The sequence below is a fragment of the Lysinibacillus sp. FSL P4-0201 genome (genome assembly GCF_038593425.1).
In the GTDB taxonomy this organism is placed as follows: Bacteria; Bacillota; Bacilli; order Bacillales_A; family Planococcaceae; genus Lysinibacillus; species Lysinibacillus capsici.
On record NZ_CP151995.1, the window covers coordinates 3163865 to 3189848 of the forward strand.

Below are 25984 nucleotides of genomic sequence, written 5' to 3' on the forward strand. Positions count from 1 at the left end.
ACAAGCTCATCTCCAATTTCTCTTTATTATAACATGTTTTGGTGAATTAATTAAATGGATTTAACATAATCATACACAGAAAGTAGTGCTTCATCAAGTTTTGATGCATCTTTTGCACCTGCCATCGCCATATCTGGACGACCGCCACCTTTACCACCACATGCTTCCGCAACCATTTTCACAATATTCCCTGCATGGTAATTGCCACCAACTAATTCTTTTGAAACACCAGCACATAACATAACTTTTTCACCATCAACTGCTCCAAGAACAATGACTGCTTTTGGCATTTTTGCTTTCAGGTCATCCATCATTTGACGGAGTTGATTGTTATCCTTCGCTTCCACTTTTGTAGATAGCACTGTCACATCTCCAATTGTTTGAGCGGCATCAACAACTGCCCCTGCCTGTGCATTGGCGATTTTTTGAGATAATGCTTCGTTTTCACGTTGTAATTCTTTGTAGTCTGCTTGTAATGCCTGTACTTTTGTGACAATATCTTTAGCATTTGCTTTTAATAATGTCGCTGCATCATTTAATAATGCTTCTTCTTCTTTTACTGCTTCATAAGCAACTTTTCCTGTAACAGCTTCAATACGACGAGTACCTGCACCGATACCACCTTCTGAAACAATTTTAAAGAAGCCAATTTCAGAAGAGCGTTTAACATGGATACCACCACATAGCTCAATCGAATAATCTCCGATGGATACTACACGTACAACATCTCCATATTTTTCACCGAATAATGCCATAGCACCCATTGCTTTTGCTTCATCAATACCTTTTTCTTCAATAACGACCTCTATATCATCCCACACTTTTTCATTTACAATACGTTCAATTTGCTGTAGTTCTTCTTTTGTAACTTGACCAAAGTGAGAGAAATCAAAACGTAAACGATCAGGTCCTACATATGATCCAGCTTGGTTCACATGATCACCTAGCACATCTTTTAATGCACGTTGCATAATATGTGTTGCCGTATGGTTTTTAATGATTAAATTACGGTCATCACGATTGACCACTGCTTGCACTGCATCTTCCACATGCATTTCCCCAGATTCAACTACTACTGTATGAAGCGGTTGACCATTCGGTGCTTTTTGAACATCTTTTACAACAGCCGTAAAGCTATCATTTGAAATAGTACCACTATCAGCAATTTGACCACCCATTTCAGCGTAGAATGGTGTCTTCGCTAAAATAACCAATGCTTCCTGACCTTCCGAAGCGACTTTCGCAACTTGACCATTGACGATCATTGCAGCGATTTCAGTATTAACACTTAACGTATCATAGCCAACAAATTCACTTGCAACCGTTAAGTTTGCTAATACTTCATTCTGTACTTGCATCGAATCAACATCTTGTCGTGCAGCACGCGCGCGTTCACGTTGCTCTTCCATCGCTGCCTCAAAACCTTCATGATCTACTTTCATGCCTACTTCCTCTGCATATTCTTCCGTTAGCTCGATTGGGAAACCATAAGTATCATATAAACGGAAAGCATCTGCTCCTGGGATGTAATCATGACCAGCTGCTTTTTGAGATTCCACTACTTCATTAAAGATAGCTAAACCACCATCTAATGTTTCATGGAAACGAATTTCTTCATTTTTAATGACACGTTGAATAAATTCGCATTTCTCTGTAACTTCTGGATAGAAGTCTTCCATAATTTTACCCACAGTTGGTACAAGTTCAAACATAAATGGTTTTTCAATACCAATTTGTTTAGCATAGCGAACGGCACGACGTAGTAAGCGACGTAATACATAGCCACGGCCTTCATTTGATGGCAGGGCACCATCGCCTATAGCAAATGCTACTGTACGGATATGGTCTGCAATCACTTTAAATGGTGTATTAATATCTTCATCTGAGCCAAAGATTTCATTTAAGTCTACTTCGCCAGGTCGTTTATATTTACGATTGGCAAACTCCTCAATTTTTTCAATAATTGGCATAAATAAATCAGTATCAAAGTTTGTTGGTACATTTTGCACGACGGACACAATACGCTCTAAGCCCATACCTGTATCAATATTTTGCTTTGGTAGTGGCGTGTAAGTGCCATCAGGATTATGGTTAAATTGAGAGAACACAAGGTTCCAAATTTCTAGGTAACGCTCATTTTCTCCTCCTGGATACATTTCAGGGTCATTTTCATCTGAGCCGTATTCTACGCCGCGATCATAAAAAATCTCTGAGTTCGGACCAGATGGGCCTTCTCCTATATCCCAGAAGTTCCCTTCTAAACGGATTAAACGTTCTTCTGGAATACCGATTTCCTGATGCCAAACATCATATGCTTCCTGGTCTTCAGGGTGAATCGTGATGGATAATAACGCTGGATCAAAGCCCATCCATTTTTTATCTGTTAAAAACTCCCAAGCGTAATGAATTGCTTCTTTTTTAAAATAGTCACCAATAGAGAAGTTTCCTAACATTTCAAAGAATGTATGGTGTCGAGCTGTTTTCCCAACGTTTTCAATATCGTTGGTACGAATCGATTTTTGTGCATTTGTAATACGTGGATTATCAGGGATAATACGGCCATCAAAATATGGTTTCAAAGTTGCCACACCTGAGTTGATCCAAAGAAGTGATGGATCATTTATTGGCACAAGTGGTGCTGATGGCTCATGATGATGCCCCTTTTCTTTAAAAAATTCCAAATACATACGGCGAATATCTACTGCTTTCATTGGATAAATTCCTCCTATTTTATATTGTAAAATCACGATACGAATCCTGCGATTTACCGAAGAAAATAAAAAAAGCCCTCATCCCCAAAAAGGGACGAGGACTTGTCATTAGTCTCGCGGTACCACCCTAGTTGTAAGTAAAAACTTTACTTACCTCTTTAGCACTTGTAACGTCAGTGAACGGCAGGGATTAGCTGCACTCTGGAGTAGCTTTCGGCATTTGCTGTTGTGAGGATTTTTTCAGCCTAGAAATCCCTTTCTTGTGCACACACAAATACGTACTTTTTCCATCATCGTTTTTACTTTTTCTATCGAAAATTATAAAAAAAATCTATTGCGCTGTCAATTAGTACTAGTATGACTAACACTAACTAAGCAATCATTTTTTTGAAATATATCCACATACCCCATGTAAAAATAACTAAGAAGGTGCTAATTGCAATAGTTGTATAAGGGGTATCTTGATAAGGTAAAGGTACATTCATTCCAAAAAAACTAGTAATTACTGATAGTGGTAACATAATTGTCGAAATGACCGTTAATAAATTCAGCTTTTCAATGGATTTCCCACTGATAATTGAAAAATACGTATCAAGCGTGCTGTTCACTAAATCGCGATATGTCTCTGTGGAGTCGACAATACGCTCTAGATGGTCATTCAAATCTTTATAGAATGGAATATTTTCTTCTTGAATATCAAATTTCCACTGGCCATTGATTGTAGAAAAAATTCTTCTTTGTGGCATAATGGCCTGACGAATTAAAATAATTGTCCGCTTCAATGCAAGAAATTCCTCTGTCACCACTTTTGGTTGATAATCATAAATTTCTTCTTCTAGTTCATCTATACGTGCGCGAATTCGTTCTAATACTGGGAAGTATTCGTCTGTAATACCGTCAATAATTGTATGCAATAAAAAATCAGTACCCTTTTCCAAAAATCTTGGGCTATTGACACAAACATTTTCCATTTTTCCTAGCCATTGCAACTTTTGTTTATGCACAGTCACAATATAGTTTGGTCCCATAAAAATATTTAACTCAACGGTTGTAATTTCATTGTTACTTTTCTCATTATAAATTGGTGCATGGAGCACAAAAAATTTATAATCACCATAACTATCCATTTTTGGACGTGAGCCTTCATGTAAGCAATCTTCAACTGCTAGTGGATGAAAGCCAAATACATCAGCTATATTATTCAATTCATTATAACTATAGGCATATAAATCTACCCATAATAAATCTTCGTTATGAATAGGGAGTTGTAAATCAATCATATTGAAATCATGTTGGACTGTCTTGCTGCTGCTATTATAATAGTGGATTTTAATCATTGCATTTCACCTCGTGTTTGTTATTGAGGGAAACAAAAGGTCATCCTTAATCACCCTTTGTCTGCATCGGTGATCAGAAATCGATGACTTTTTATGTGTTTCCGTTTGCCTAAATGATACTTATTCGGTTCAGGACTACTATCCATTTCTCATCACCTTCCTTCCATAACAAAAACACGCCTTCTACGAATGAAGGCGTGTTGAATACACATATCAAAAAATAGCAATAAAATACATTGCATGCTTGTTACCTTCAAACGTTGAGTTTTAGCACTATGCGGCATAGGAATATGTCCAGCTACGTTAAAAAACACCTTATTTCGATGATTTCTGTTGACCCATTGGCGTCTCTCGACATTTTTGGGTAGTAGCGTATCTCCAGCATAGGAGCCTCACCTAACGAAGGGAGTCTTATTTTTTTATTCCTGTAAATGATAACGGATAGTTTCACAACTGTCAAACTTTCTATCAATCATTTTTCAAAAAGTCTTCCACTCTTTGCACTAAATGCTCTCGTTGATAAGATTGATAGAGCAGGCTAGATAAACGTACAGGATCACCAAAGAAAAAGCGTTCATACAATGTCTGTCTTGTGCCAAAACTACTCATCGTTAAATCCCAAGCTAAACGGAATTTCTTTACTCGCTCTTCCCCTTTGTCTTGAAATGATTGCAGATAATGATCAAGATCCCCATCATCCGTTGCAAAAGCTTTTGCACTCGGTATGGACATTAATCCACTTGCTCCCAGTTGCTGTATGATATCTGTAAAGGTAGGATATACTTTCGGGAAGATATGAATAGCGACCTGTAATGTGGATTGGTCTGGTCTGATAAAGCCAAAGGAATCCCTTTGTGCCTCAATTTCTGATTTTAATTGCAATGCTTTCATCGTTTCTAATGCTACGATGACATCTACCACTTTTTGATGGACATGTTGGTAATCCCCAATATTTATGGAATCCACAATCATTTGTACAACCCCTAGGATGAATTCCGTCTTAGCAATTTGACGTGACAGCACATGATGCAAAGTATACGCTTGGAAGCCACTAACATTCATAAATTGATTGGCCACTTCAACATTTTCGTAATAAAATACCCGTTCCCACGGGACAACTACATCATCAAACACAACGATTGCATCCATTTCTTCAAAACGTGCACTTAACGGATAATCAAAGGTAGAATCTCCGCCTACAAATGATTGCCGACATAAAAACTTTAAGCCTTTCGTGTTACTTGGAATAGAAAACCCGAAACCTTTTCCCTCATCATAGCCATTTGTTGATAAAACAAGAAGCTCATCTGTTATGCCACCCTGTGTCGCTAGTAATCTTGCCCCTTTAATGACTAAGCCCTCACTTGTTTTCCCAATGATTTTAGCTGCAATGGTTACTTCTTCATCCTCATAGTAAAAGCGCTTGCGATTTACCTGTGGTTCGATAAAGGTATGTGTTATCGTAATATCATTCTCGCGAGCATACTCATAGAACTTTAGCAAATGCTCTGGGAAACAATTTGGCTTCTCTTTTAAAAAATCTGACGCTGATGCAAGGGCCATTAATGTTGTATTCATATAATCAGGGCTTCTCCCCATAAAGCCTTGAGAAGATAATGCCCATTCCCTTGCCGCTTGGCGCCTCTTCACAAGATCTTCTGGCGTCAATACTTGAAGAAATGACATGCCAACTTTCTGTTTACTAGTTGGCGATTCATAGGTCATTTTTTCAAGAAGTGCCTCTTGATGTTGTAAATCAAAAAGTTTCGCTTGACTCTGGATAATTCCTTTAAAGGCAGGATGTTCTGACACCTTTCCTGTCACGACTTTCCCATCTATCGAAATATACGTTTTTAAAGCATCAATTCGTTCAATATACTGTTGCCCTGTCATTATTGGCATGCTGTCACCCCTATACATTCCCTATGTTTTTGTACTCATCTAGTATATGAAATGTCCAAATATTAGGTGACGATACATCAATTAGAAAAACCCGATTAGACAGTCTAATCGGGAATATATATTTTAGTCATCCAAAAAATCATATGGAGAGACATCATTCATACCAATCATTGGATGAATATAAGGGGCTGTTTCTACTGTTAGCTTTTGTTCAACGGAAACAGGCTCCTGCATCCCTTCATTATCTACTGGCACTGCCTCGACTTCCACAAGTTCTTCCTCAATTTCCATTGGGTTAAGTCTTGCACGTAAAGAGGTGAAACGCTGAAGGTCATCTGTACGTTGTAAACCATCCGCAAGCACATCTGGTTCACCACATAAAATCAAAAAGTTTTTAGCACGTGTAATACCTGTGTATAAAAGATTACGCCGTAACATTTTGGAATACCCTCTAACCACTGGCATAATGACCGTTTGAAACTCAGAGCCCTGTGATTTATGGATGGAGCAACAATAAGCTAGTGTCAATTGATTGAGGTCGCTTCGTTGATAGGTCACTTCAATGCCATCAAAGGATACGATCAGTAAATCTTGTTTTTCGATCGTCTCTTTCGCCTTAATAATACTAATGACCTCACCCATATCTCCATTAAAGACATTGCTTTCAGGTTGATTGACAAGCTGAAGAACTTTATCCTTTATTCGATAGGTGACATCCCCAAAGACTAGCTCTTTTCGTGTGCCAGTATCATTTGGGTTAATAAGCTCTTGAATCATTTTATTTAAATTATCTATACCAGCTGTTCCTTTGTACATGGGCGCCAACACTTGAATATTACGGATTTCCTGGCCCTTTGCGACAGCACTTTTGACAACTTGAGTTACAACGTTGGCAACTTGGTCTGCTGAAGCCTTAATAAACGAACGATCAGAGGTTTTAGCTGTTAACTCTTGTGGAATCGTTCCTTTTTTTATTTGATGCGCAAGTTCAATAATCGTTGAGCCTTCTGCTTGTCGATAAACATCTGTTAGCTCGACAGTTGGTAGCTGCTTGGATGCTAATAAATCCTTTAACACCTGTCCTGGACCTACTGGTGGAAGCTGATCCTGATCTCCAACAAAGACAACTTGAACATCTTCATGTAAAGCTTTTAATAATTGATGGGCAAGCCATGTATCAACCATTGACATTTCATCCACGATAATTAGCTTACCTGTTACTTCCCGCTCTGTTTCTTCCTCTTTTTCTTGCCCTGTAAAACCGAGCAGTCGATGGATGGTCATCGCAGGAAGCTCTGTTGATTCGGCTAATCGTTTAGCAGCACGTCCAGTCGGCGCACAAAGAATAATCGGAAAAGGCTCCTCTTTTTGAGCATACTCTTTTGGATTTAAGGATAGCCCATGAAGCTTTGCATAAACTTCTACGACTCCCCGTACAACAGTGGTTTTCCCCGTACCAGGACCACCCGTTAAAATCATAACAGCTGAATTTAAAGCCTGTTCGATGGCATTCGCTTGTGTTTCTGCATAGGTAACATTGAGTAGCTCCTCTGTTTCTCCAATGGCTTTTCGAATTTCATCTTTACTAAAATGTTCAGCCTTATTATTCCGCTCGATAAGCGATAAGATTTTCGATGCAATCCCTACCTCCGAAAAATAGAGTGATGGCAGATATAACCTTGTCTCTTCACCACAAATTTTGCCTTCTTCACGGAGTCCGATACAGGCTTGAGAAATATCCTCGAATGGTATCTCCTGTCGTTGGCTTTGTTCAAGCATTTCCTTAACGAGCGGTAAAACCTGTTCTGCATCTAGATAAACATGTCCATCCGATAAAGCTGCTGTATTTAAAATATGTAAAATCGCTGCTTTGACACGATCAGGATGTTTACCAGTTATACCTAATTTCGCACCTAGCTCGTCGGCTCGAAAGAAACCCACCCCTTCCACATCTTCAATCAAGCGGTATGGATTTTCTGTCAGTAATTCAATGGCTTCTGTTCGATAGGTTTGATAAATCTTCATCCCAAGCTGTGGACCAAATCCCCACTCATTCAATTGAATCATGACCCGCTCTAAGCCTAAGTTTTGCTCAATGGTGCGGTGAATGACTTCTTTTTTTTCAGCGGATAGACGCGGAACAGCATCGAGGGCACTAGGATCTTCTAAAATAACACGGAGTGCATTAGCACCTAGTTTTTCAACAATCGTTTCAGCTGTTTTTTTCCCGATCCCTACGAAGAGGTCACTAGATAAATAATGAATAATTCCTTGCTCAGTTGCAGGTACCTCTTTTGTAAATGTCTCAATTTGAAATTGAGCACCGTATTTAGGATGCTGTTTTAAAATACCAGTAAATCGATATTGTTCATCCATTTGTAGTGGGGGAAAATAACCAACAACAATAATCTCTTTATCTTCATATTGCAAATTCGTCTCTTGAATTTTCACACGTACAATCGAATACATATTTTGCGCATTATGAAAGATAGAGACGATCGGACGTCCGAGTATAAAAAATTTATTGAGTTCAAATAAATCTAAATGATCTGTCATGTTCGGTCCGTCCTTTCTTATAGTTTTCAATCCTTTTATTTTACCATAGCCACATGAAAATATCGCAGACAAAAATATATTCACATTGTTATTTTTACACTATTTTGACAAATGACAATTCTCTGCCTTTATCCTCCGTTCCATGCTATGATTAATATGAATTAGTTGCACGGAAGGATTGTGAAATTATTGGAATTTAGACCTTGCATCGATTTACACGATGGCAAAGTAAAGCAAATTGTAGGTAGCACTTTGGGATATACAAATCAAGCAGTTGTAGAAAACTTTATTTCTCAACATGATGCTAGCCACTATGCACAAATGTTTGCCCAAGATCGTTTAACAGGTGGACACGTTATTATGCTAGGCTCTGGTAATGAAGAAGCTGCCCTATCCGCTTTAACAGCCTATCCTCAAGGCTTGCAAATAGGTGGTGGCATTACGGCTGACAATGCTCAAAAGTATATAGACGCAGGTGCTTCGCATGTCATTGTCACATCCTATATTTTTCATGATGGTCAGCTCGATTTAGCGCGTTTAAAGCGCTTAAATCAATTAATTGGTAAAGAACACCTTGTCATTGATCTCAGTTGTAAGATGCGTGACGGAAAGTGGTTTGTCATGACAGATAAATGGACTACATTTAGTCACTTCGAAGTTAATGCTGCGTCGATTGCCTATATTGAAGATTTTTGTGATGAGCTGTTAATACATGCTGTCGATGTTGAAGGAAAAAAGGGTGGTATGCAGGAAAGCTTGGTACAGGATTTAGCTGCCTGGACATCTATTCCAACTACCTATGCAGGTGGCGTTCGTTCAATCGAAGACTTAGAAAAATTTAATCAATTAGCCCACGGAAAACTTCATGTAACCATTGGAAGTGCGCTCTCAATTTTTGGTGGCGATTTACCTTATACAGATGTAGTCGAATATTGTAAAAAAGGCGGGATCTTGTGAAGCTCATTTATAAAGATTATGTTTTTCCATTTCAAGAAACTAATTTAGAGAGAATCATAGATGGTAAGTATTTTAAAGTGAATAAAAAGGATCATTCTCTTGCAATTCATGTACAACTTGACAACGAACAAATGTTATTGGAATTTTCAAAATCACTAAAGGCAACATGTGGGTTCTTACGCGATCAAGAAACAGAGCCTTATATTGGAACCTATATTGATTTACAAATTTTCGTTGATGAGTTTAATAAGCGCTATAACTTAAATGCTGAAATTATTAGTTAAAACAAGGGGACAAATGGTTCCCTTTGTTTAACCTCAAACCCTCTTCTGCATTTCTTCCTTGCCCCTATTTCTGAAACCTTTTCATTGTCATGTGAGTTATATATTGTATAGCATAAACCACAGGGGGCTTACATGACTAAACTACATATTTTTTTCCTACCTTATTTTTATGCTTTCCGCTCTTCTTATAGAGATGATCACCGTGATCCCCTATGGTGTAGGCTTTCATAGTGGATACAGAACATGGTGGATAACTTTTGGTCCGTTTAATTTTTATATAGCTCGTATTAGTTTGCCTATATTAATTGTTTATTTATGGAAGCTTTCAATCAATAAAAATTTATCATTGACGATAGGATTGAAGTTCCTCATAGAAGGTATATTATTAATGAATCAGATGCAGGGCAAATCATTACGTTTGCTTGTGCATCAAACATTCTTTTATGGAGAGCTATAGAAAATTCCATTTTGAAGTATCTCGTTGCCATCACAGCTATACAAAAAATAAAAATTGAACAAACCGTAAAAGAAAGGATTTACAAACGATGAAAACTGAACTAGAAGTAAACACTTTAAAATCTTTTCAAACTGAATTAACACGCTTCTTTTTAGCTTACAAATTTGCTCTACAGGAAGTGGAAACGAAAATTAATATATTACAAGAAGAATTTAAGTTAATTCATGAATATAATCCAATTGAGCATGTATCTACACGTGTAAAATCACCTAAAAGTATTTTAACGAAGATGATGAAAAAAGAGCTTCCTCCATCAATAGAGGCTGTGCGTGAAAATATCCGCGATATAGCTGGTGCTCGCATCACCTGTTCCTTTGTGGAGGATATTTACAAGGTAAGTGCCATGTTACAAGCACAGCATGACATGGAAGTTGTTGAGGTGAAGGATTATATAGCCAATCCAAAAGAAAATGGCTACCAAAGCTTACATCTTATTATTAAAATTCCTATCTTTATGTCAGACCATATGGAAAAGGTCTATACAGAGATCCAAATTCGTACAATTGCAATGGATTTCTGGGCAAGCTTAGAACACAAAATTTATTATAAGTATAACAAAGAAGTACCAGAGCATATTCGACATGAATTAAAGGAAGCCGCACTACAAGCAGCTGAATTAGATCGAAAAATGGAGCGACTGAATAAGGAAATCAATATTTTAAAAGAAAATGAAGCCGAGCCTTCATTGCTAGACAGTACCCCCATCGCACATTTAGCGAAATACTTAACGGAACTACCTGGCAATCAAATAATTGATGACACTCTATTCAAAAAGTAAATTTATTCTATGGTTTAGTCGTCAAATGAAAAACCCACCTCACACGCTGCTTGATCACAGAATGTGAGGTGGATTTTACTTTTTGTTCACTATTGCGCTTTCCTTGTAGATTTCGTTGCTACAAAAAAGGAGAAAATAAGAGCACCAATAGCAAAAATAAAGGTAGCTATATATACATAACTGACGCCATTCGCAATAGTATCCTTTAAAAAGCTTACTTCTTCTAATTTAAACCCACCTTTTGCAAATTCACCATTTAATTGAATTTCACCTTTTCCTAATGAAGCCATTTTTTCACTCGTTGCTAGGTTGAAAATCATACCAAATAGTGCTGCACCAATCGCTTGGCTAAATGTATTTGTAAAAGAGTTCAAACCAATTGAAATACCAAGTTGCTTTGGATCTGCCACCTTTTGTATGGAAATCATCAACATCGGCATAATAAAGCCCATCCCTAGTCCAATTAATGATGATGCGAAATAAACGCTGAAATCACTAGAATCTGAAGATAGTCTTGCCAACAATAGTGTACCCGTAACAAGTAAAATCGTACCCATTTGGATAATGCGTTTATTTGTTAAACGACCGATTAAATAACCTGCCATAATCGAGTTCACCGTCCAAAAAATAGACATTGGTGTTAATAATAAACCAGCCTGCGTTGCATTTTTGCCTAAAACACTTTGAGCAAATATAGGAATATAAACGGTTACACCAATGACAATAGACATACCGCTTAAAGTTAATGCATTAATGACCATTAGTCGTCCATTTTTAAATAGTGTTAACGGAATAATTGGCTCCTCTGCTCGTAACTCCACCCAGATAAAAATACTTAAGAATACAAGAGCAACACCATACATTAGCAGCGATTGACCTGATAACCAGGTTTGTGTTTTACTGTTTTCGATAATAACAAACAGTAACGCAACCATGCCAATTGTAAAAAACACTGCACCTAGGTAGTCAATTTTACGCTTCACTGCCTCTAGTTGTTCTTTATAATGTTTAGCAATTAAATAAATAGAGGCTAAACCAAACGGTACATTAATGAAGAAAATAAAATGCCAAGATACTTGGTCAACTATAAAGCCTCCAAATAACGGACCTACTACACCAGAAACGCCCCATACCATACTTAAATAGCTTTGTCCTTTGGCACGCTCTTTTTCAGTCTTAAACAATTCACCAACCATTGTTAATGTAATCGGTAAAATTGAACCTGCGCCAATACCTTGAATTGCTCGAAAAACAATTAATTGCTCCATGGATTGAGCTAAACCACATAACATAGAACCTACTAAAAAAATAATGATACCAGTAATAATCATCCGTTTACGACCAAATAAATCGGCTAATTTACCAAAAATAATCGCCGCTATGGCTGAAGCTAGTAAATAAGCAGAATAAATCCAGCTTATTAAGTCTACACCTAATAAATCAGCCGTAATACTCGGAATAGCAGTACTAACAATAGTTCCCTCAATTGCAGCAAGTGCTGTTACAAGTAATAGTGCAATAAAAACTTTATTCATTCTGTCACCTTTTCCTTTCCTGCATGACATACATTACCAAGTTTGAACTAGAATTAAAAGAGAAAGAGAATCAATTTATGAAAAAATAAACAATTTTTTCTGTTTTACTAGATAAAATCAATAAAAAAGCAGCAAGAATGTTAATCAACATTCACTCGCTGCTTATTATCTATCAGTTAAATCGTTGAGCAATCATATCGTAAATATAACGTGCTTGGTCATATTCAGGTTGTAAGGTAAAGGCTTGTTTCAAATGATACATTGCATCCTCTGTTTGTTCGGTAGACACGGCATATAGTACGCCTAAATTATAATGTACATCTGCATTATTCCAATCCTGTTCAATTAAGAGATCTAGTTCCTTCTTCCCTTCCTCAAACATTTCTAATGCACATAACACTATCGCATAGGCTAAACGAATCTGTGTATCTTCTGGAGCAATTTCTACCGCACGTTGTAAATAAGGTAATGCCAATTTTGAGTTATCCAACCGTTCAAAGCATTTCCCCATCATATAATAGACATCGGCACCTTCAATATGATGTTTTAGCGCTTGCTCATATAGCTTCACGGCCTCGGCATAGCGTTCAGCATTGTAATATAAATTCGCTAGACCGTAATAGGCTGTAGCTGCTGATTCATCTACAGTGATTGCCTTTTGGAAGAAACGCTCTGCACGTTCAGTATCCTCTAATACGGCTAATAAATTGCCGAAATTTACATACCCAATAGCATTTTCAGGCTCTGCCTCTATTGCTTTTGTAAATAGTTGAGCAGCATCCTCATAACGTTTTTCTTGAAATGCTTGGATGCCCTGTTCATTATAATTCATTTGTTCTTCACCTCTATGTAGCGAAAGACTGCTTTTAGGAAGCCAAGAGGCCATAAAAGCAGTCTTAACGCAATTTATCCAACATATGTTAGTTTTTCATTACCTTTAAAGACTTCATCAATCGTTCCGCCACCCATACATTCTTCTCCGTTGTATAGCACTACAGCTTGGCCAGGTGTAATTGCACGTACAGGTTCTGCAAATGTAATGTGTGCACGCCCATCTGGTAAAATTTCAACTTCTACTGGTGTATCGGTTTGACGATAACGGAATTTTGCTGTGCAAGAAAATTTCCCAGGCAATTTTTTTGTCGAAGTATAGTTCATTTTCACAGCTGTTAATGATGTTGAATACGAATATTCATTGTCAAAGCCTTGTCCGACAAGTAGAACATTACGCGCTAAATCTTTTCCTAGCACAAACCAAGGCTCGCCGTCCCCACCAATACCAAGCCCGTGTCGTTGACCAAGTGTATAGTACATTAAACCATCGTGTTGGCCCATTACAACGCCATCCATTGTTTCCATTTTCCCAGGTTGAGCTGGTAAATATTGACTTAAGAACTCCTTGAAATTACGTTCACCGATAAAGCAAATGCCTGTTGAATCTTTTTTCTTTGCCGTAGCAAGGCCAGCTTCTTCTGCAATTTTTCGTACTTCTTTTTTCTCTATATCACCAATTGGGAACATTACATGCGCCAATTGCTCTTGCGATAATTGATTTAAAAAGTATGTTTGATCTTTATTATCATCAACGCCACGTAACATTCTAACTTCACCATCACCATTACGATCAATTCGTGCATAGTGACCTGTCGCTAAATAATCAGCACCAAGGTTCATGGCATGCTCTAAAAATGCTTTAAATTTAATTTCTTTATTGCACATAACATCAGGATTTGGTGTACGCCCTGCTTTATATTCTTCTAAAAAGTATGTGAAAACCTTATCCCAATATTGTTTCTCGAAATTGACAGCATAGTATGGGATACCAATTTGATTACATACTTTTATTACATCGTCATAATCTTCCGTTGCCGTACAAACACCGTTTTCGTCTGTATCATCCCAGTTTTTCATAAAGATCCCGATTACCTCATACCCTTGTTGTTTTAACAAGTATGCCGCCACCGATGAATCTACCCCACCTGACATGCCGACAACAACTCGAATTTGAGAGGGGTCACGTGTTTCTTTCATTGTGGTCACCTTTTCTTTTATCTAATTACAGTTTATGTTTCAATATTTTAACGAAACATAACATAAGTATTTTGCAAATTATTTTTTAGCTAGTTTTTTCACAATTAGAGCCGTTTTTTCTGCTGCATCTTGTATATCCTTTTCCGTTAAACCCTGCCCAAAGCTGAATCGGATTGAATTTCGTAGCTCCTCTGCACTTTGTCCAAACATTGCTACTAACACATGAGAAGGATCAATCGATCCTGCAGTACATGCCGAACCACTCGAAACATAGATACCTGCCATATCAAGGTTCACTAAAAATGATTCTACCTCCATGCCTGCAAAGCTAATATTTAAGACATGAGGCAACGAATACACCTCATCACCATTTACATGGAATGCTAGCTTTTCCTGTGAAAAAACAGCAAGCATAATTTGCTTAAAGTGATTGTATAGTGAACGCTTTTCTTCACGCAACTCATTTGCAACTTGCACTGCAGTCGCAAAAGCAATAATGGCAGGTATATTTTCAGTACCTGCACGACGTTTTTTCTCTTGTGCGCCCCCAAGAGCATAACTTGCTAACGGTGTTCCTGCTTTTTGATAAAGAAATCCAACACCTTTTGGACCGTTGATTTTATGAGCAGATACACTCAATAAATCCACCTGTAATTCATTTACATCAATGGACTCTAAGCCATAAGCCTGAACCGCATCTGTATGGAATATGGCACTATGCTCACGCAATAGCGCGCCAATCTCAGCAATTGGCTGTATCGTTCCAACTTCATTATTTCCATACATAATTGTCACTAAAATGGTATCATCACGAAGGGCTTTTTGGACATCCTCAATCGCGACACGCCCTTTTTGATCAACAGGTAAATAGGTCACCTCAAAGCCATCACGTTCAAGTTTTTCACACGTATGTAATACTGCATGATGCTCTACTTGCGTTGTTATGATGTGTTTTCCTTCATTTGCACGGGCATAGACAGTTCCTAAAATTGCCATATTATCAGCTTCTGTGCCACCACTTGTGAAAATAATTTCCCCTGCTTGCGCACCAATTGATTTCGCCAATAGCTCACGTGCATCATCTAGATATTTCCTTGCTTCTCGACCTGCTTTATGAATACTCGATGCATTGCCAAATACCTCTTGCATAGCAGTCGTCATCGCTTCTATTACTTGGCCATTCATTGGAGATGTGGCCGCATGATCGAGATAGATATATGAATTCATGTTGAAAACTCCTTTTTAAACTCTGTGACATCCGCCAGAGGCTTTCGCTTGATTCAGTTAATGCTTGCAAAATAATACAAGTGTTCTTCGCTCCTCTATAAGTGGGGAGTCTGCCGTACTTAGTGGTTCATTTTAGTACAAAACATTTGCTGAATCGAGATAAAAGCACAAAACCCACATCACTCATCGTAAAAATAGCCATTGAGATGTGAATAGTTCACAATCTCCCAAAAAGATGAAGTGAATGCAGGAGTAGCGCTTTAGCTTAAACTATTTTAAATATAGAACATGTAGCCTTCCACTACATTTTCCTCTGTATATTGTGCTAAATCTTCAATTGTCGTTGTATCTAACACGTTTTTTACTGCATCACGAATACGTAGCCATAACTCACGTTGCGGGGCTTCTTCATTTTCAATACCCTCTACTGGTTGAATCGGCCCTTCTAGCACACTAATAACATGGGCTGCTGAAATTTCGCTAGGTGGATTTGCTAGCATATAACCACCATAAGCACCACGTACACTTTTTACTAAGCCTGAATTACGAAGTGGAGATACTAATTGCTCTAAATATGCCTCTGAAAGTTCCTTTTCCGCCGCAATTTTACGCAAGGGAATTGGCCCTTCCCCATAATGCTTTGCTAATTCAATCATAATTGTAAGCCCATAACGGCCCTTTGTTGAAATTTTCATTTTATCACCCTCAATTAGTCTAGTCAAAATACTACCAACAGTATATCATAATCTCCTCTTGATGAACTCGGAAATACACCTAGAAGGATATGATATACTAATTAAAGCGATTCATAATCGTTCAAAATCCATATGAGAGCTTTATTTTAGCGTAAAAAAATGTATGAAGCAAAAAATGACAACGACAGAAAGGGGAAGTTATTTTGCACAATGAACCACTCGCTTTTCGAATGCGACCTTTAACCCTTGATGAGATTGTTGGTCATCAGGATTTCATTGGTCCCAACACAGCACTTTATAAAATGATTCAAAATGAACATGTCCCTTCCATGTTGCTATATGGAGAACCTGGAATCGGTAAAACATCCATTGCCAATGCCATTGCAGGAAGTTCCAAGCTCCCTTTCTTCGCACTTAATGCCACACGAGCTGGCAAAAAAGATGTGGAAGATATTGTACAAGAAGCAAGAATTTCAGGGAAAGTAATACTTTTCCTAGATGAAATTCACCGTTTCAATAAATTACAGCAAGATACACTGTTACCACATGTAGAAAATGGATCAATTGTATTAATTGGTGCCACGACAGAAAATCCCTATCATGATGTTAATCCAGCGATTCGTTCACGCTGTGGCGAAATTTACCAGCTAAAACGCTTAACGAAGGAAAATTTAATCGAACTAGTTGAAAAAGCACTTGCTGATGAAAGACGCGGACTAGGTAAATATCATTTTGCCTTAACACCATCACAAATTGAACAAATTGCAGCCGCAGCAAATGGAGATGCACGAAAGGCGTTAACTTTGCTAGAGTCCATTTACTATGCCAGTGATGAGGTGGATGGACAAACGGTTGCTGCCGACCATGTCATTGAACATCTCATTAGTCGAATTGGTGTGTATGGCGATAAAAAAGGATCACATTTTTATAATTTACTATCAGCCCTGCAAAAGTCTGTGCGTGGCAGTGATACCAATGCTGCTCTGTATTATCTAGCGCATTTATTGGAAACAGGCGATTTAGTGGCTGTCAGCAGACGCCTACTTGTTATGGCCTATGAGGATATTGGTCTAGCTAATCCCGAAGTCGGACCTCATATATTAGCTGCTATTCAAGCAGCCGAACGACTAGGATTACCAGAGGCACGTATACCACTTGCCAGTGCTGTCATTGAAATGTGCCTTGCCTCAAAATCCAACTCAGCCATTATGGCTATTGATGCTGCCATTAAGGCTATTCATGAAGGCAAAACAGGTGATATACCTCATCATTTGCGAGATGCTCATTACGAGGGTGCAAAAGATTTAGGACACGTTGGCTATCAATATCCTCATAACACACCGATCGGTACTTTTGGTGGTTGGGTAGACCAGCAATATTTGCCAGACGAACTTGTAGGAACTGAATTCTACAAACCTGTTATTGCTGGTGAGGAAAAGCGCATGGCTGGCATCTACGACAAACTAAAATCATTTCAAGATAAGAAATAATAAAACAAAGCAAAGTCACTATCTTAAGTAATTGAAATGACTTTGCTTTTTATATAACAACAGGATAGGCTACTCTAGCAATCATCCTGTAAAGCTCGGGTTATTTGTTGTATATCGTTCTTGGTAAAACAAATTTAATGGTTCTGCCAAATGTCGAAGTGATGGCAAAATGGACTCTTTCACATCTCCTTCATTTGCCTTACTATGCAAAAAAACAATCAAATTATACGACTGATACAACAAGCTGGCGAACTCTTGATTGTTTTCTCTTACCTCAAAGCGAATTGCTTTTACAGCAATTGCTTGTGCAATTTTTTGTTCTCTTGTTTCACAGGAGGGCTCCTTACTTAATTCATCATCCGACACTCTGTATAACCGTTTTAATGCATCATATACCTCTTTATTTCCACTAAATCGATCTTTTAACCATTGCAAGACAAATTGCAAAAGAATAACTGCATAGATAAGGGAAAGACATTCATCGCCACGTGATTTTTTTGCTAAGCGTTGGAAATATTCTGCTTGTGTGACTAGTTCAAAAAGAATTAAACGTATTGGATAAAGCATGGCATGACCGCTATTGATGTAAAGCTTTTCTCGATCTCTATACATAGCCAACCAAATATCTTTGACCAATGAAATAGATTTCCTTGTTGAGAGCGCTAATTGACATTGAATAAGCTCCTGTTCAATTGTCGGTTGGATAAGCTGTAGAAATAAAAGTTCATCTTCCTCACTAACTAATAAAAGCGGCTTTTCCAAATTCGCCAAATCTATTTCTATTCCATTTACAATCATTGCTTAGCCCCCTTCCAATAAGTTCTTTCAGCTAAGTTCTTACAGCGTGAGCACATATATTACCAATTTTCTAACTATAATTCGACAAAAAAACATAAATACCTTTCAAGAAAATATGCCTTTTTACTTTCGTCACAATAAAAAAGAACCCACGCTACTAAAAGAGGCAAATAAATCACTCTCTTTCCACATCGAACATTGTAGAAAAAACTGATTTAAATCCCAATAAGTTACGTAGATTCTTGACGTATAGGCTATTTTCAGAAAATAGATAGTCTATTATTGTCTAAGGTTTATGCAGGAAGTTCTTGTTCCACAAATAATTTAAATTGTTGAAGACATTGCTTCACTTCACCTTTTTGTGACAGTACTTCGTTGCGTATGTTTGTTGCTTTTTCTTCATCTTCTAGCACTTCAGTTAAAAGAGCCATGATATCTTCTAATAATTGCTCATTCTCTTCCTGCTCAATACTCGGTAAGGAATAGGCTGCTATTTTTAATAAATGCTCTACTTTTTCAGGCGTTTTTTGCAAAGCATTCGAAGAATAATAGGTCGATGCAGCTAAAAAGTAGCATAATTTTGCACAACAATCGATAAATAAATGCCAATACGTATTTGCTTTCGGTAATTCCCCTGCCCGCTGATTAACATATTCCTTATAATAGGTAGTGACTTGTATATATAAAGGATTCAATTCTCTCATGGCTTTCGGATAGTTGTTGGATGTATCCAAATAGTCAAATACAATGGCATTCATTTTCTCTTGAAGTTTAACAATATCTAAATGATCACGAATTACTTGAATTTCCATTTTCCCACTCTCCCATATGTCATTTGCTGTTTAGCTTTCTGGCTATTCACTGAGTAGCACCAAGCATCCCAAACAAACTGATCGATTATCTAATGGATGATTCAAATTATAGCAATAAACCATATGAAGTAGTGTGGACATGAAAAAAATAAGACAATTTCGTGAATTAATAGCATTTTATGTACATAAGAGGAACTATTTTGGTAAAATTATACCCTTTGTACATAATCATCAAATAAGCATGGTTCGTTTGCTCGATCGATAATTTCAATAATACTTCCATGCACATATTTTTTAATGCGCTTTTGAGGTATATAAAAATAAGCATTGTTCATAATTAACCATTCACTTAATGTTAAATCACTACCTGATTGTTGATTCGTTAAGATTTTTTTGTGTCGCAGAACATCAGCCATTTTATAAAAACCATCTGACAATTCGTAGGCTGATACATCAAAATTAAAAATGGGGCTGACAACCTGTCCAACATCAAAAATATGTATAGTTTGGTTTTCTTCATCTATAGCTAACTCTACTGTGCTAATCTCGTCGAAAAGATTTAAACCTCTATACTCCATTTGATAAATTTTTTCCATTTGTATACGCCTCCTTTTTTACAACGGTCTAATTGTAACATAGAAAAAGTAGCTACCTCTAAATACAATTAAGGCAGCTACTTCTACGAAAATGAACATTTATGCTGTTTTTTGACTATTACCAAAGCACCGTATTTGGTATTAACCTTGTACGCGCGTAATTTTCACATCTTTTAGGATGGTATTGACTACCCAGCTTGCTGCAATTAAACCTGCTACTGACGGTACAAAAGCGTTAGATGAAGGTGGCATCTTTGCTTTTCGAATTGCTGCATCAGGCTTACCTACATGTTCGACAACATCTGGACGTACGACAATTGGACTTTCATCTGAAAATACAACCGTAACACCCTTATGAATACCTTCTTTACGTAGCTTAGTACGAATGATTTTAGCCAATGGGTCTGTATGTGTTTTTGAAATATCTGCAATTTGGAAGCGAGTAGGGTCCATCTTATTTGCTGCACCCATGCTTGAAATAATAGGAATATTACGCTTTAAACATTCCTTCATTATATGAATTTTATACATCACTGTATCACTTGCATCGATTACATAATCAATGCCTTGTGCAAAAAATTCTTCATAAGTTTCTTCCGTATAAAACATGTGCATGTCAATCACTTCACATGCTGGGTTAATATCTGCAATACGCTCTTTCATGACAGCTGATTTTGATTGACCAACTGTTGATAAGTATGCAACAAGTTGTCTGTTGACATTTGTGATATCTACATTGTCCTTATCGACTAGAATAATACGGCCGATTCCGCTTCGTGCACATGCCTCAGCCGCGAATGAACCGACACCACCCACACCAAGAATGGCAACCGTTGTATTTTTTAATTTCTCGAGACCCTCTGTTCCTATTGCGAGCTCGTTACGTGAAAATTGATGTAACATCATGACACTCTCCATCTATGAAATTTTATTAGTAAACCTAGTTATATACTAAGATAAAATCAAAACCTATCTTACATTTTATCATGTTATTGTTCAAGATAAAAATATAAAGAAAAAGTCAAAATTGTCTACTTCAATCCTTTGAGATAATAATCCATAAAAAAAATTCCATCCAATTCTGCTATATATGGTAAAATGGCACATTAAAATTAGTTCATTAATCAGGTAAATCTTATATAACATTATGCTCAACCACATAAAGAAAAAGAGATTGATGACTCAATCTCTTTCTCACTCTTCTTTACTTTGTAAAACCAAATGATGCCCATGGTTGAATGCATGTTAATAAAAATAGTTCTTCCTCGACAATGCTAGCTACGACATTACTCGATCCTGTATTCGGAATGTCCTTTAGCACAATCTGTAGCTCTCCCTTATAACGAATATCTAAATTATTATCAATCGTGACATCTCCTCTTTTTAATGGCCGTATATCATGCACAGGAAAATCTCCATTTTTATATTTCACGCGGGATTGGGTGCTCCGAATCACGTATTCAGACACATCACCCCGATTAAAATGAGGCTCTTTATAAAGAATCGTCTCCTCTAAAATGCTTGTGTCTTCAGACTGGACAACCCTTAACTCAAGCTTATTACGATTTAATTGTCCTAATGCACGTAGTTCTTCCTCAGAAGCAAACATATTGCCAATAATACAATCGTCAATTAACCCTGTATGCCATAAATCTTTCGCCTGTACAGTGATTGGGAGATAACGGTGTTCCTCTAATGTAGGTAACCCGTGCTCTGTTTGCTCCCAAGGTCCATATTGACCATGTTGTGAGGAGATCATTGCTGCTGTTCTCACATTGTGCGCTTTAAAGTGTTGTGACGTTTGTAAAAAATGCTGACGAGATAGCCCCGTAAATCGTTTTGGATAAAAATTATGACAGCCGATAATGTTCTCTTTATTGGGCTGATAAGAGATAATATTATCTACATACTTCGTACCATTACTAATGTTTAATTCTATTTTTAGATGACTTGCATCGAGTGACATCAACGCTTCTTCTTGACCTGAAAATCCCATATCTAAACGTAAGGCTGCCAAATAATAATGTTCTTTTAAATAGCCAATATCCCTATAAGTTAAGCCCAAATCATCAAAAACACCTGGTGCAATATCAGCGGATATGTCAAAGCCGAGGCGTTGCGCAAATTCGTTGATTTGTTGTAATTTTTGACGCTCCTCATCCTGTTTTAATGACATTAGGCATGTGAATATACGATCAAAGCCATTATCATGAGCCAGCTGAACATAGCGCTTCATCTCCTCTAGCGTACTATGCTGCGGATATAACGAGATTCCTAATCTTTTCACTTCAAACCCTCCGTTAATTGATGCTTATACTTCCACTTTTTGTCCTCTGGATTCCACTACAGATTCCTCACTCTGTGCCGCTAAAGCAGCTTTTTGCTCATTCTGCCTTGCCATACGGTTCGCCATCGAGATAAATGGCAGATAAATACAAACAGCGATGATAATTAAGACCATACTCAAAACAGCACCACGCCAAGATTGAGTTGCTAAAAAACCATTAATAATCGGCGGTGTTGTCCAAGGCGGTGAAACGGTAGCGGCTGGCACCCAGCCCCATTTCGTTGCAAAGAATGCAATTGTTACGTTTATCATTGGTGTCAAAATGAACGGAACAAATAAAACTGGATTTAATACAATTGGTAACCCAAAAAGTAATGGCTCATTGATATTGAAAATCCCAGGTGCTGCGGATAGTTTCCCAACTGTATTATATTGCTTATTCTTTCTCGCAAATATGAAAATCGCAATAATAAGTGCTATTGTCGTACCAGAGCCTCCCATATTAATAAAAGCATCAAAGAATGGTTTATTGACAATGTAAGGCGCAACTTTACCAGCAGAGATTGCTGCAACATTTTCATTAATAGCTGGTAAATTAATCGTTTGCATGAATGGTTCGATGATATTTGCTCCATGTACGCCAAGTGTCCATAAAAATGTAGGTATAAATGCCAAAATTAAAGCAGCAAGCCATGTATTTGTAAGACCCATAAATGGCTCTTGAATCGCAGAGTAGAAGGACCCGACAATATCTGGTATATCAAAACCTGCTGAAATAATTGTACGTACTAAAGCAAATATTCCAATCGTAATAATGGCAGGAAGTAATGCAGCAAATGATTTGGCAACAGCTGGTGGTACACCAGTTGGCATTTTGATTAGTAGTTTAGGATTGCCAGACAATCTACAAAACAATTCTGTAGAAAGTAGTGCAACAATCAGAGCAATAAATATACCACCCGTGCCTGTTGTTAAGCCGGTTAATCCGCCTTCCCCGAAAGTCCCAAACGTCATGTAGCTTGATAAACTAATTACTCCAGCAGACAGACCATCTTTTTGATAACTTTTAGCAAGATGATAAGCAACAGTAAAGGCAAGTAGCAGTGAAATGATATTAAATGTAGCACTCCAAATATTACCGCCAAATTGAGTCCATGTCTCATGTTTCCAGATGGCATCGAGTGTATTTTGATAAAATTTGATAGGCAAATTGTTAATAAGTACAGCCAAAGATCCCACAATCGTTAAAGGCATAATCGTAATAAATCCGTCACGAATGGCAACTAAATGACGCTGATTCCCTACCCTAGCAGCAACCGGTACAAACTTTTCTTCTAAAAAACGGAACACTCACATACACTCCCTTTGCTTTTTATTGATAACATCAAAATTTGATGTTACTCCCCTTGGATTCGTTCATATAGCTCAATCATTTCCTGTGCTAAATCTCGAAAAGTAATAGCATTCATTAAATGATCCTGGGCATGAATTAATAACATCGAAACCTCTACCTTTTCTCCCCTTGCTTCTTGAGACAGTAACCCCGTTTGAGCATGATGCGCTTCAATTAATGACTCATTCGCTAATTTGATTTTTTCTTTTGCTGCCTCAATTTGCCCCTTTTTTGCTAGCTGAATAGCTTCCATACACTCACTTTTCGTATTTCCACTATGCACAATCAGTCCCATAATGGATGCCATTAATGCTGTATCTTCCATTCCCCATTGCCCCTTCTTTTATCCAATTAGTTGTAGAGCCTGTTTCAGGACATTTTCACCGTTCATCATGCCGTAATCCGCCATATTGATCACATCGATTGGAAAGCCTTTATCTTTATATTTTGTTTCAAATGAACCTTTCAAATAACGAACCTGTGGGCCTAATAAAAGAACATCAGCCTTCTTTGTCGCTAAGATCTTTTCCACCTCTCCTTCAGCAATGGCGTAAATATCGGCGTCAATATTTTGCTCTTGCGCTGCTTTTTGCATCTTCGACACTAATAAACTAGTACTCATACCTGCTACACACACTAACATGATGTTTTTCATTCGATACACTCCTTTTATTTTCTTCGATTGTGTAATCGCTTACTTATTTTGAGAATAGCACCTATTGGTATATACCACAATATAAATTTTACATTAAATTTATTTATATCAAGTTATTTACAAAATTGGGCTATATCAATTTTGTCGTGAAATTAATGATTATAATCAACTGGTATAGTCCAGAAAAAAAGCCAAAAAATTTTTAAATTTTCTTATTATTCAATACCTAGAAATACTCATAAAATGCTGGCTTTTCAGTAGGGATTGCCCATTGCCACTGTTCGATCACCTTTTCTACCGTAGGTTGATTAGCATAGACAACTGTTTCTTTGACAGAAAGATAACCTGCCATCATCGCAGAAAAAAGATTAATTGGTAGTGTTAACATATGCTTGTCAGAAACTGAACTTGTCTCAATTATTGCGACCTGACCATTTTTATTTATTTGATAAATATGCTCATTCCAGAGACAAAATGGATCTTCAATACGAATCGTTAATGTTTCTTGAATATCCTTCCACGGATACTGCTGCATAAATGCATAAACATCTACTACTCTAATCATCACATCCTGTATGACTTCCCTTTTGAATTGTGGCTCCTTGAAATAAAAGCCAAAAGGATAATGATTACTAGTAACTCCCGTTATGCTACTGATACTTGCTGCATGAGATGTCATATAATGCCACATAGCTTGTTCAGCTAAGAGATTTGCTACAATAAAGTCTTGGATAGTAAATGTCCCATCTCGAATCGTATAACGAATATAGCCTTCTATGTTACTGCCTTGAAAATAGGCAGCAAAGTGACTATCTGGACTCCTTCTTTCAAGTCTTTTCCACCATCCATCATCCCTTACCATGCCACTATTTCGAATGATTGCCTGTGCATTATGAAAATCCTTAATCATCTGAAAGAGCACAGGATCTAACCACTCAAAGCTCATCCTTTTCATGTCGTCTACTTGTTTCCCTAAAGAGGGAAACATAGTTTGAGGGATTGTATAATGGAGCTTCTCAAAAAATAATTCCCAGCCAAAATAACGATAGAAGGACACAGAAAATGGCGCTAATACTGAAATCGTTTGTCCATTGTCTCGCATTTTTTGCAGCGCTTCTGTCATAAGCCTTTTGATAATACCCTGTTGTCGATACTCAGGATACGTTGCAACAAAGCCAATGCCTCCCATTTTAAATGAAACTCCATGCACTGTAATATTTAGCGGTAATATTAATAGCTGCCCAACAATTTTTTTGTCATCATAAGCACCTAAGGTCGTGCTTTGCTCAATCCAATAATGAAAATCCTCTCGACGAGCCCCTGAGTACTTATTTGGAAAGCAATAGTCTCTCAATCGATGAATCTGCCCATAATCATTAGGCGAGACGATGTGAATGTCCATTTAACCACCCCTTAAATTCCC

Annotated in this window: 22 protein-coding genes, 1 riboswitch and 1 other annotated feature; of the genes, 4 read left to right on the forward strand and 18 right to left on the reverse strand. The window is 37.5% G+C overall.

Annotated features, from left to right (window positions below; genetic code table 11):
* Positions 1 to 50 precede the first annotated feature (50 nt).
* From alaS to MKY76_RS15955, 4 genes are all read right to left on the reverse strand, one after another.
* Positions 51 to 2711, reverse strand: a complete 2661-nt coding sequence (alaS, locus tag MKY76_RS15940; RefSeq protein WP_269897568.1) for an alanine--tRNA ligase — start codon at positions 2709 to 2711, stop codon at positions 51 to 53.
* A gap of 87 nt (positions 2712 to 2798) precedes the next feature.
* Positions 2799 to 3014 (reverse strand) — a binding site (T-box leader).
* A gap of 68 nt (positions 3015 to 3082) precedes the next feature.
* Positions 3083 to 4048, reverse strand: a complete 966-nt coding sequence (gene corA, locus MKY76_RS15945; protein WP_315056830.1) for a magnesium/cobalt transporter CorA — start codon at positions 4046 to 4048, stop codon at positions 3083 to 3085.
* A 245-nt stretch (positions 4049 to 4293) separates the two neighbouring features.
* A riboswitch (M-box (ykoK) riboswitch) is annotated at positions 4294 to 4459 on the reverse strand.
* A gap of 57 nt (positions 4460 to 4516) precedes the next feature.
* Positions 4517 to 5950, reverse strand: coding sequence for a 4-hydroxyphenylacetate 3-monooxygenase, oxygenase component (gene hpaB / locus MKY76_RS15950; RefSeq protein WP_066036481.1), 1434 nt, complete (start codon positions 5948 to 5950; stop codon positions 4517 to 4519).
* A 123-nt stretch (positions 5951 to 6073) separates the two neighbouring features.
* Positions 6074 to 8506 carry an ATP-dependent RecD-like DNA helicase gene (locus tag MKY76_RS15955; RefSeq protein WP_315056825.1) on the reverse strand — a complete coding sequence of 811 codons (2433 nt, stop codon included), beginning with the start codon at positions 8504 to 8506 and terminating at the stop codon, positions 6074 to 6076.
* A 189-nt stretch (positions 8507 to 8695) separates the two neighbouring features.
* On the opposite strand from MKY76_RS15955, the gene hisA reads away from it, so the two are divergent.
* The 3 genes from hisA to MKY76_RS15970 all read left to right on the forward strand — a co-directional run bounded on the left by hisA (position 8696) and on the right by MKY76_RS15970 (position 11042).
* Positions 8696 to 9463, forward strand: coding sequence for a phosphoribosylformimino-5-aminoimidazole carboxamide ribotide isomerase (hisA, locus tag MKY76_RS15960; RefSeq protein WP_048392137.1), 768 nt, complete (start codon positions 8696 to 8698; stop codon positions 9461 to 9463).
* Complete coding sequence (locus tag MKY76_RS15965; RefSeq protein WP_048392136.1) at positions 9460 to 9747, forward strand: hypothetical protein; 288 nt, start codon at positions 9460 to 9462, stop codon at positions 9745 to 9747. The genes hisA and MKY76_RS15965 overlap by 4 nt, the downstream gene beginning before the upstream one ends.
* Before the next feature lie 545 nt (positions 9748 to 10292).
* Positions 10293 to 11042 (forward strand): GTP pyrophosphokinase family protein, encoded by a 750-nt coding sequence (locus MKY76_RS15970; RefSeq protein WP_048392669.1) that lies wholly within the window; start codon positions 10293 to 10295, stop codon positions 11040 to 11042.
* Positions 11043 to 11131: 89 nt separating this feature from the next.
* On the opposite strand, the gene MKY76_RS15975 is transcribed toward MKY76_RS15970, so the two are convergent.
* The 5 genes from MKY76_RS15975 to MKY76_RS15995 form a co-directional block, all read right to left on the reverse strand.
* Positions 11132 to 12577, reverse strand: coding sequence for an MDR family MFS transporter (locus MKY76_RS15975; RefSeq protein ID WP_066036483.1), 1446 nt, complete (start codon positions 12575 to 12577; stop codon positions 11132 to 11134).
* A 172-nt stretch (positions 12578 to 12749) separates the two neighbouring features.
* Positions 12750 to 13409, reverse strand: coding sequence for a tetratricopeptide repeat protein (locus MKY76_RS15980; RefSeq protein WP_315056815.1), 660 nt, complete (start codon positions 13407 to 13409; stop codon positions 12750 to 12752).
* 74 nt (positions 13410 to 13483) lie between these two features.
* On the reverse strand, positions 13484 to 14608 hold the full coding sequence (mnmA, locus tag MKY76_RS15985; RefSeq protein ID WP_315056812.1) for a tRNA 2-thiouridine(34) synthase MnmA: 1125 nt from the start codon (positions 14606 to 14608) through the stop codon (positions 13484 to 13486).
* 78 nt (positions 14609 to 14686) lie between these two features.
* On the reverse strand, positions 14687 to 15835 hold the full coding sequence (locus MKY76_RS15990) for a cysteine desulfurase family protein (protein ID WP_112118175.1): 1149 nt from the start codon (positions 15833 to 15835) through the stop codon (positions 14687 to 14689).
* Positions 15836 to 16110: 275 nt separating this feature from the next.
* The gene (locus tag MKY76_RS15995) at positions 16111 to 16530 is read right to left on the reverse strand and encodes an Rrf2 family transcriptional regulator (protein ID WP_004226809.1); all 420 of its coding nucleotides are present in this window, start codon (positions 16528 to 16530) and stop codon (positions 16111 to 16113) included.
* Between the two features lie 203 nt (positions 16531 to 16733).
* Here MKY76_RS15995 and MKY76_RS16000 point away from each other — a divergent pair, with 203 nt between their 5' ends.
* The gene (locus tag MKY76_RS16000; protein ID WP_112118174.1) at positions 16734 to 18020 is read left to right on the forward strand and encodes a replication-associated recombination protein A; all 1287 of its coding nucleotides are present in this window, start codon (positions 16734 to 16736) and stop codon (positions 18018 to 18020) included.
* An 81-nt stretch (positions 18021 to 18101) separates the two neighbouring features.
* Here the strand turns inward: MKY76_RS16000 and MKY76_RS16005 are convergent, their stop codons facing one another.
* The 9 genes from MKY76_RS16005 to MKY76_RS16045 form a co-directional block, all read right to left on the reverse strand.
* The gene (locus MKY76_RS16005) at positions 18102 to 18818 is read right to left on the reverse strand and encodes a hypothetical protein (protein ID WP_315056802.1); all 717 of its coding nucleotides are present in this window, start codon (positions 18816 to 18818) and stop codon (positions 18102 to 18104) included.
* A 293-nt stretch (positions 18819 to 19111) separates the two neighbouring features.
* Positions 19112 to 19630: a hypothetical protein gene (locus tag MKY76_RS16010; protein ID WP_048392128.1), complete on the reverse strand. Its 519-nt coding sequence runs from the start codon at positions 19628 to 19630 to the stop codon at positions 19112 to 19114.
* 209 nt (positions 19631 to 19839) lie between these two features.
* The gene (locus MKY76_RS16015; protein WP_112118171.1) at positions 19840 to 20226 is read right to left on the reverse strand and encodes a hypothetical protein; all 387 of its coding nucleotides are present in this window, start codon (positions 20224 to 20226) and stop codon (positions 19840 to 19842) included.
* A 141-nt stretch (positions 20227 to 20367) separates the two neighbouring features.
* Complete coding sequence (locus tag MKY76_RS16020) at positions 20368 to 21129, reverse strand: tRNA threonylcarbamoyladenosine dehydratase (protein WP_048392126.1); 762 nt, start codon at positions 21127 to 21129, stop codon at positions 20368 to 20370.
* Between the two features lie 301 nt (positions 21130 to 21430).
* Complete coding sequence (locus tag MKY76_RS16025) at positions 21431 to 22513, reverse strand: MupG family TIM beta-alpha barrel fold protein (protein WP_315056794.1); 1083 nt, start codon at positions 22511 to 22513, stop codon at positions 21431 to 21433.
* Positions 22514 to 22537: 24 nt separating this feature from the next.
* Positions 22538 to 23863, reverse strand: a complete 1326-nt coding sequence (locus tag MKY76_RS16030) for a PTS sugar transporter subunit IIC (RefSeq protein ID WP_112118169.1) — start codon at positions 23861 to 23863, stop codon at positions 22538 to 22540.
* 47 nt (positions 23864 to 23910) lie between these two features.
* A complete protein-coding gene (locus MKY76_RS16035) occupies positions 23911 to 24231 on the reverse strand; it encodes a PTS lactose/cellobiose transporter subunit IIA (protein WP_004226783.1) in 321 nt (106 codons plus the stop codon).
* 18 nt (positions 24232 to 24249) lie between these two features.
* Positions 24250 to 24561 (reverse strand): PTS sugar transporter subunit IIB, encoded by a 312-nt coding sequence (locus tag MKY76_RS16040; protein ID WP_004226780.1) that lies wholly within the window; start codon positions 24559 to 24561, stop codon positions 24250 to 24252.
* A 226-nt stretch (positions 24562 to 24787) separates the two neighbouring features.
* The gene (locus MKY76_RS16045) at positions 24788 to 25963 is read right to left on the reverse strand and encodes a GNAT family N-acetyltransferase (RefSeq protein ID WP_342556841.1); all 1176 of its coding nucleotides are present in this window, start codon (positions 25961 to 25963) and stop codon (positions 24788 to 24790) included.
* Positions 25964 to 25984 lie beyond the last annotated feature (21 nt).

Excerpts from the sequence above, each read along its gene's own strand:
- alaS (WP_269897568.1), bottom strand. The coding sequence starts at position 2,711 with ATGAAAGCAGTAGATATTCGCCGTATGTATTTGGAATTTTTTAAAGAA.
- corA (WP_315056830.1), bottom strand. The coding sequence starts at position 4,048 with ATGATTAAAATCCACTATTATAATAGCAGCAGCAAGACAGTCCAACAT.
- hpaB (WP_066036481.1), bottom strand. The coding sequence starts at position 5,950 with ATGCCAATAATGACAGGGCAACAGTATATTGAACGAATTGATGCTTTA.
- MKY76_RS15955 (WP_315056825.1), bottom strand. The coding sequence starts at position 8,506 with ATGACAGATCATTTAGATTTATTTGAACTCAATAAATTTTTTATACTC.
- MKY76_RS15970 (WP_048392669.1), top strand. The coding sequence starts at position 10,293 with ATGAAAACTGAACTAGAAGTAAACACTTTAAAATCTTTTCAAACTGAA.
- MKY76_RS15975 (WP_066036483.1), bottom strand. The coding sequence starts at position 12,577 with ATGAATAAAGTTTTTATTGCACTATTACTTGTAACAGCACTTGCTGCA.
- MKY76_RS15980 (WP_315056815.1), bottom strand. The coding sequence starts at position 13,409 with ATGAATTATAATGAACAGGGCATCCAAGCATTTCAAGAAAAACGTTAT.
- mnmA (WP_315056812.1), bottom strand. The coding sequence starts at position 14,608 with ATGAAAGAAACACGTGACCCCTCTCAAATTCGAGTTGTTGTCGGCATG.
- MKY76_RS15990 (WP_112118175.1), bottom strand. The coding sequence starts at position 15,835 with ATGAATTCATATATCTATCTCGATCATGCGGCCACATCTCCAATGAAT.
- MKY76_RS15995 (WP_004226809.1), bottom strand. The coding sequence starts at position 16,530 with ATGAAAATTTCAACAAAGGGCCGTTATGGGCTTACAATTATGATTGAA.
- MKY76_RS16005 (WP_315056802.1), bottom strand. The coding sequence starts at position 18,818 with ATGATTGTAAATGGAATAGAAATAGATTTGGCGAATTTGGAAAAGCCG.
- MKY76_RS16010 (WP_048392128.1), bottom strand. The coding sequence starts at position 19,630 with ATGGAAATTCAAGTAATTCGTGATCATTTAGATATTGTTAAACTTCAA.
- MKY76_RS16015 (WP_112118171.1), bottom strand. The coding sequence starts at position 20,226 with ATGGAAAAAATTTATCAAATGGAGTATAGAGGTTTAAATCTTTTCGAC.
- MKY76_RS16020 (WP_048392126.1), bottom strand. The coding sequence starts at position 21,129 with ATGTTACATCAATTTTCACGTAACGAGCTCGCAATAGGAACAGAGGGT.
- MKY76_RS16035 (WP_004226783.1), bottom strand. The coding sequence starts at position 24,231 with ATGGAAGATACAGCATTAATGGCATCCATTATGGGACTGATTGTGCAT.
- MKY76_RS16040 (WP_004226780.1), bottom strand. The coding sequence starts at position 24,561 with ATGAAAAACATCATGTTAGTGTGTGTAGCAGGTATGAGTACTAGTTTA.
- MKY76_RS16045 (WP_342556841.1), bottom strand. The coding sequence starts at position 25,963 with ATGGACATTCACATCGTCTCGCCTAATGATTATGGGCAGATTCATCGA.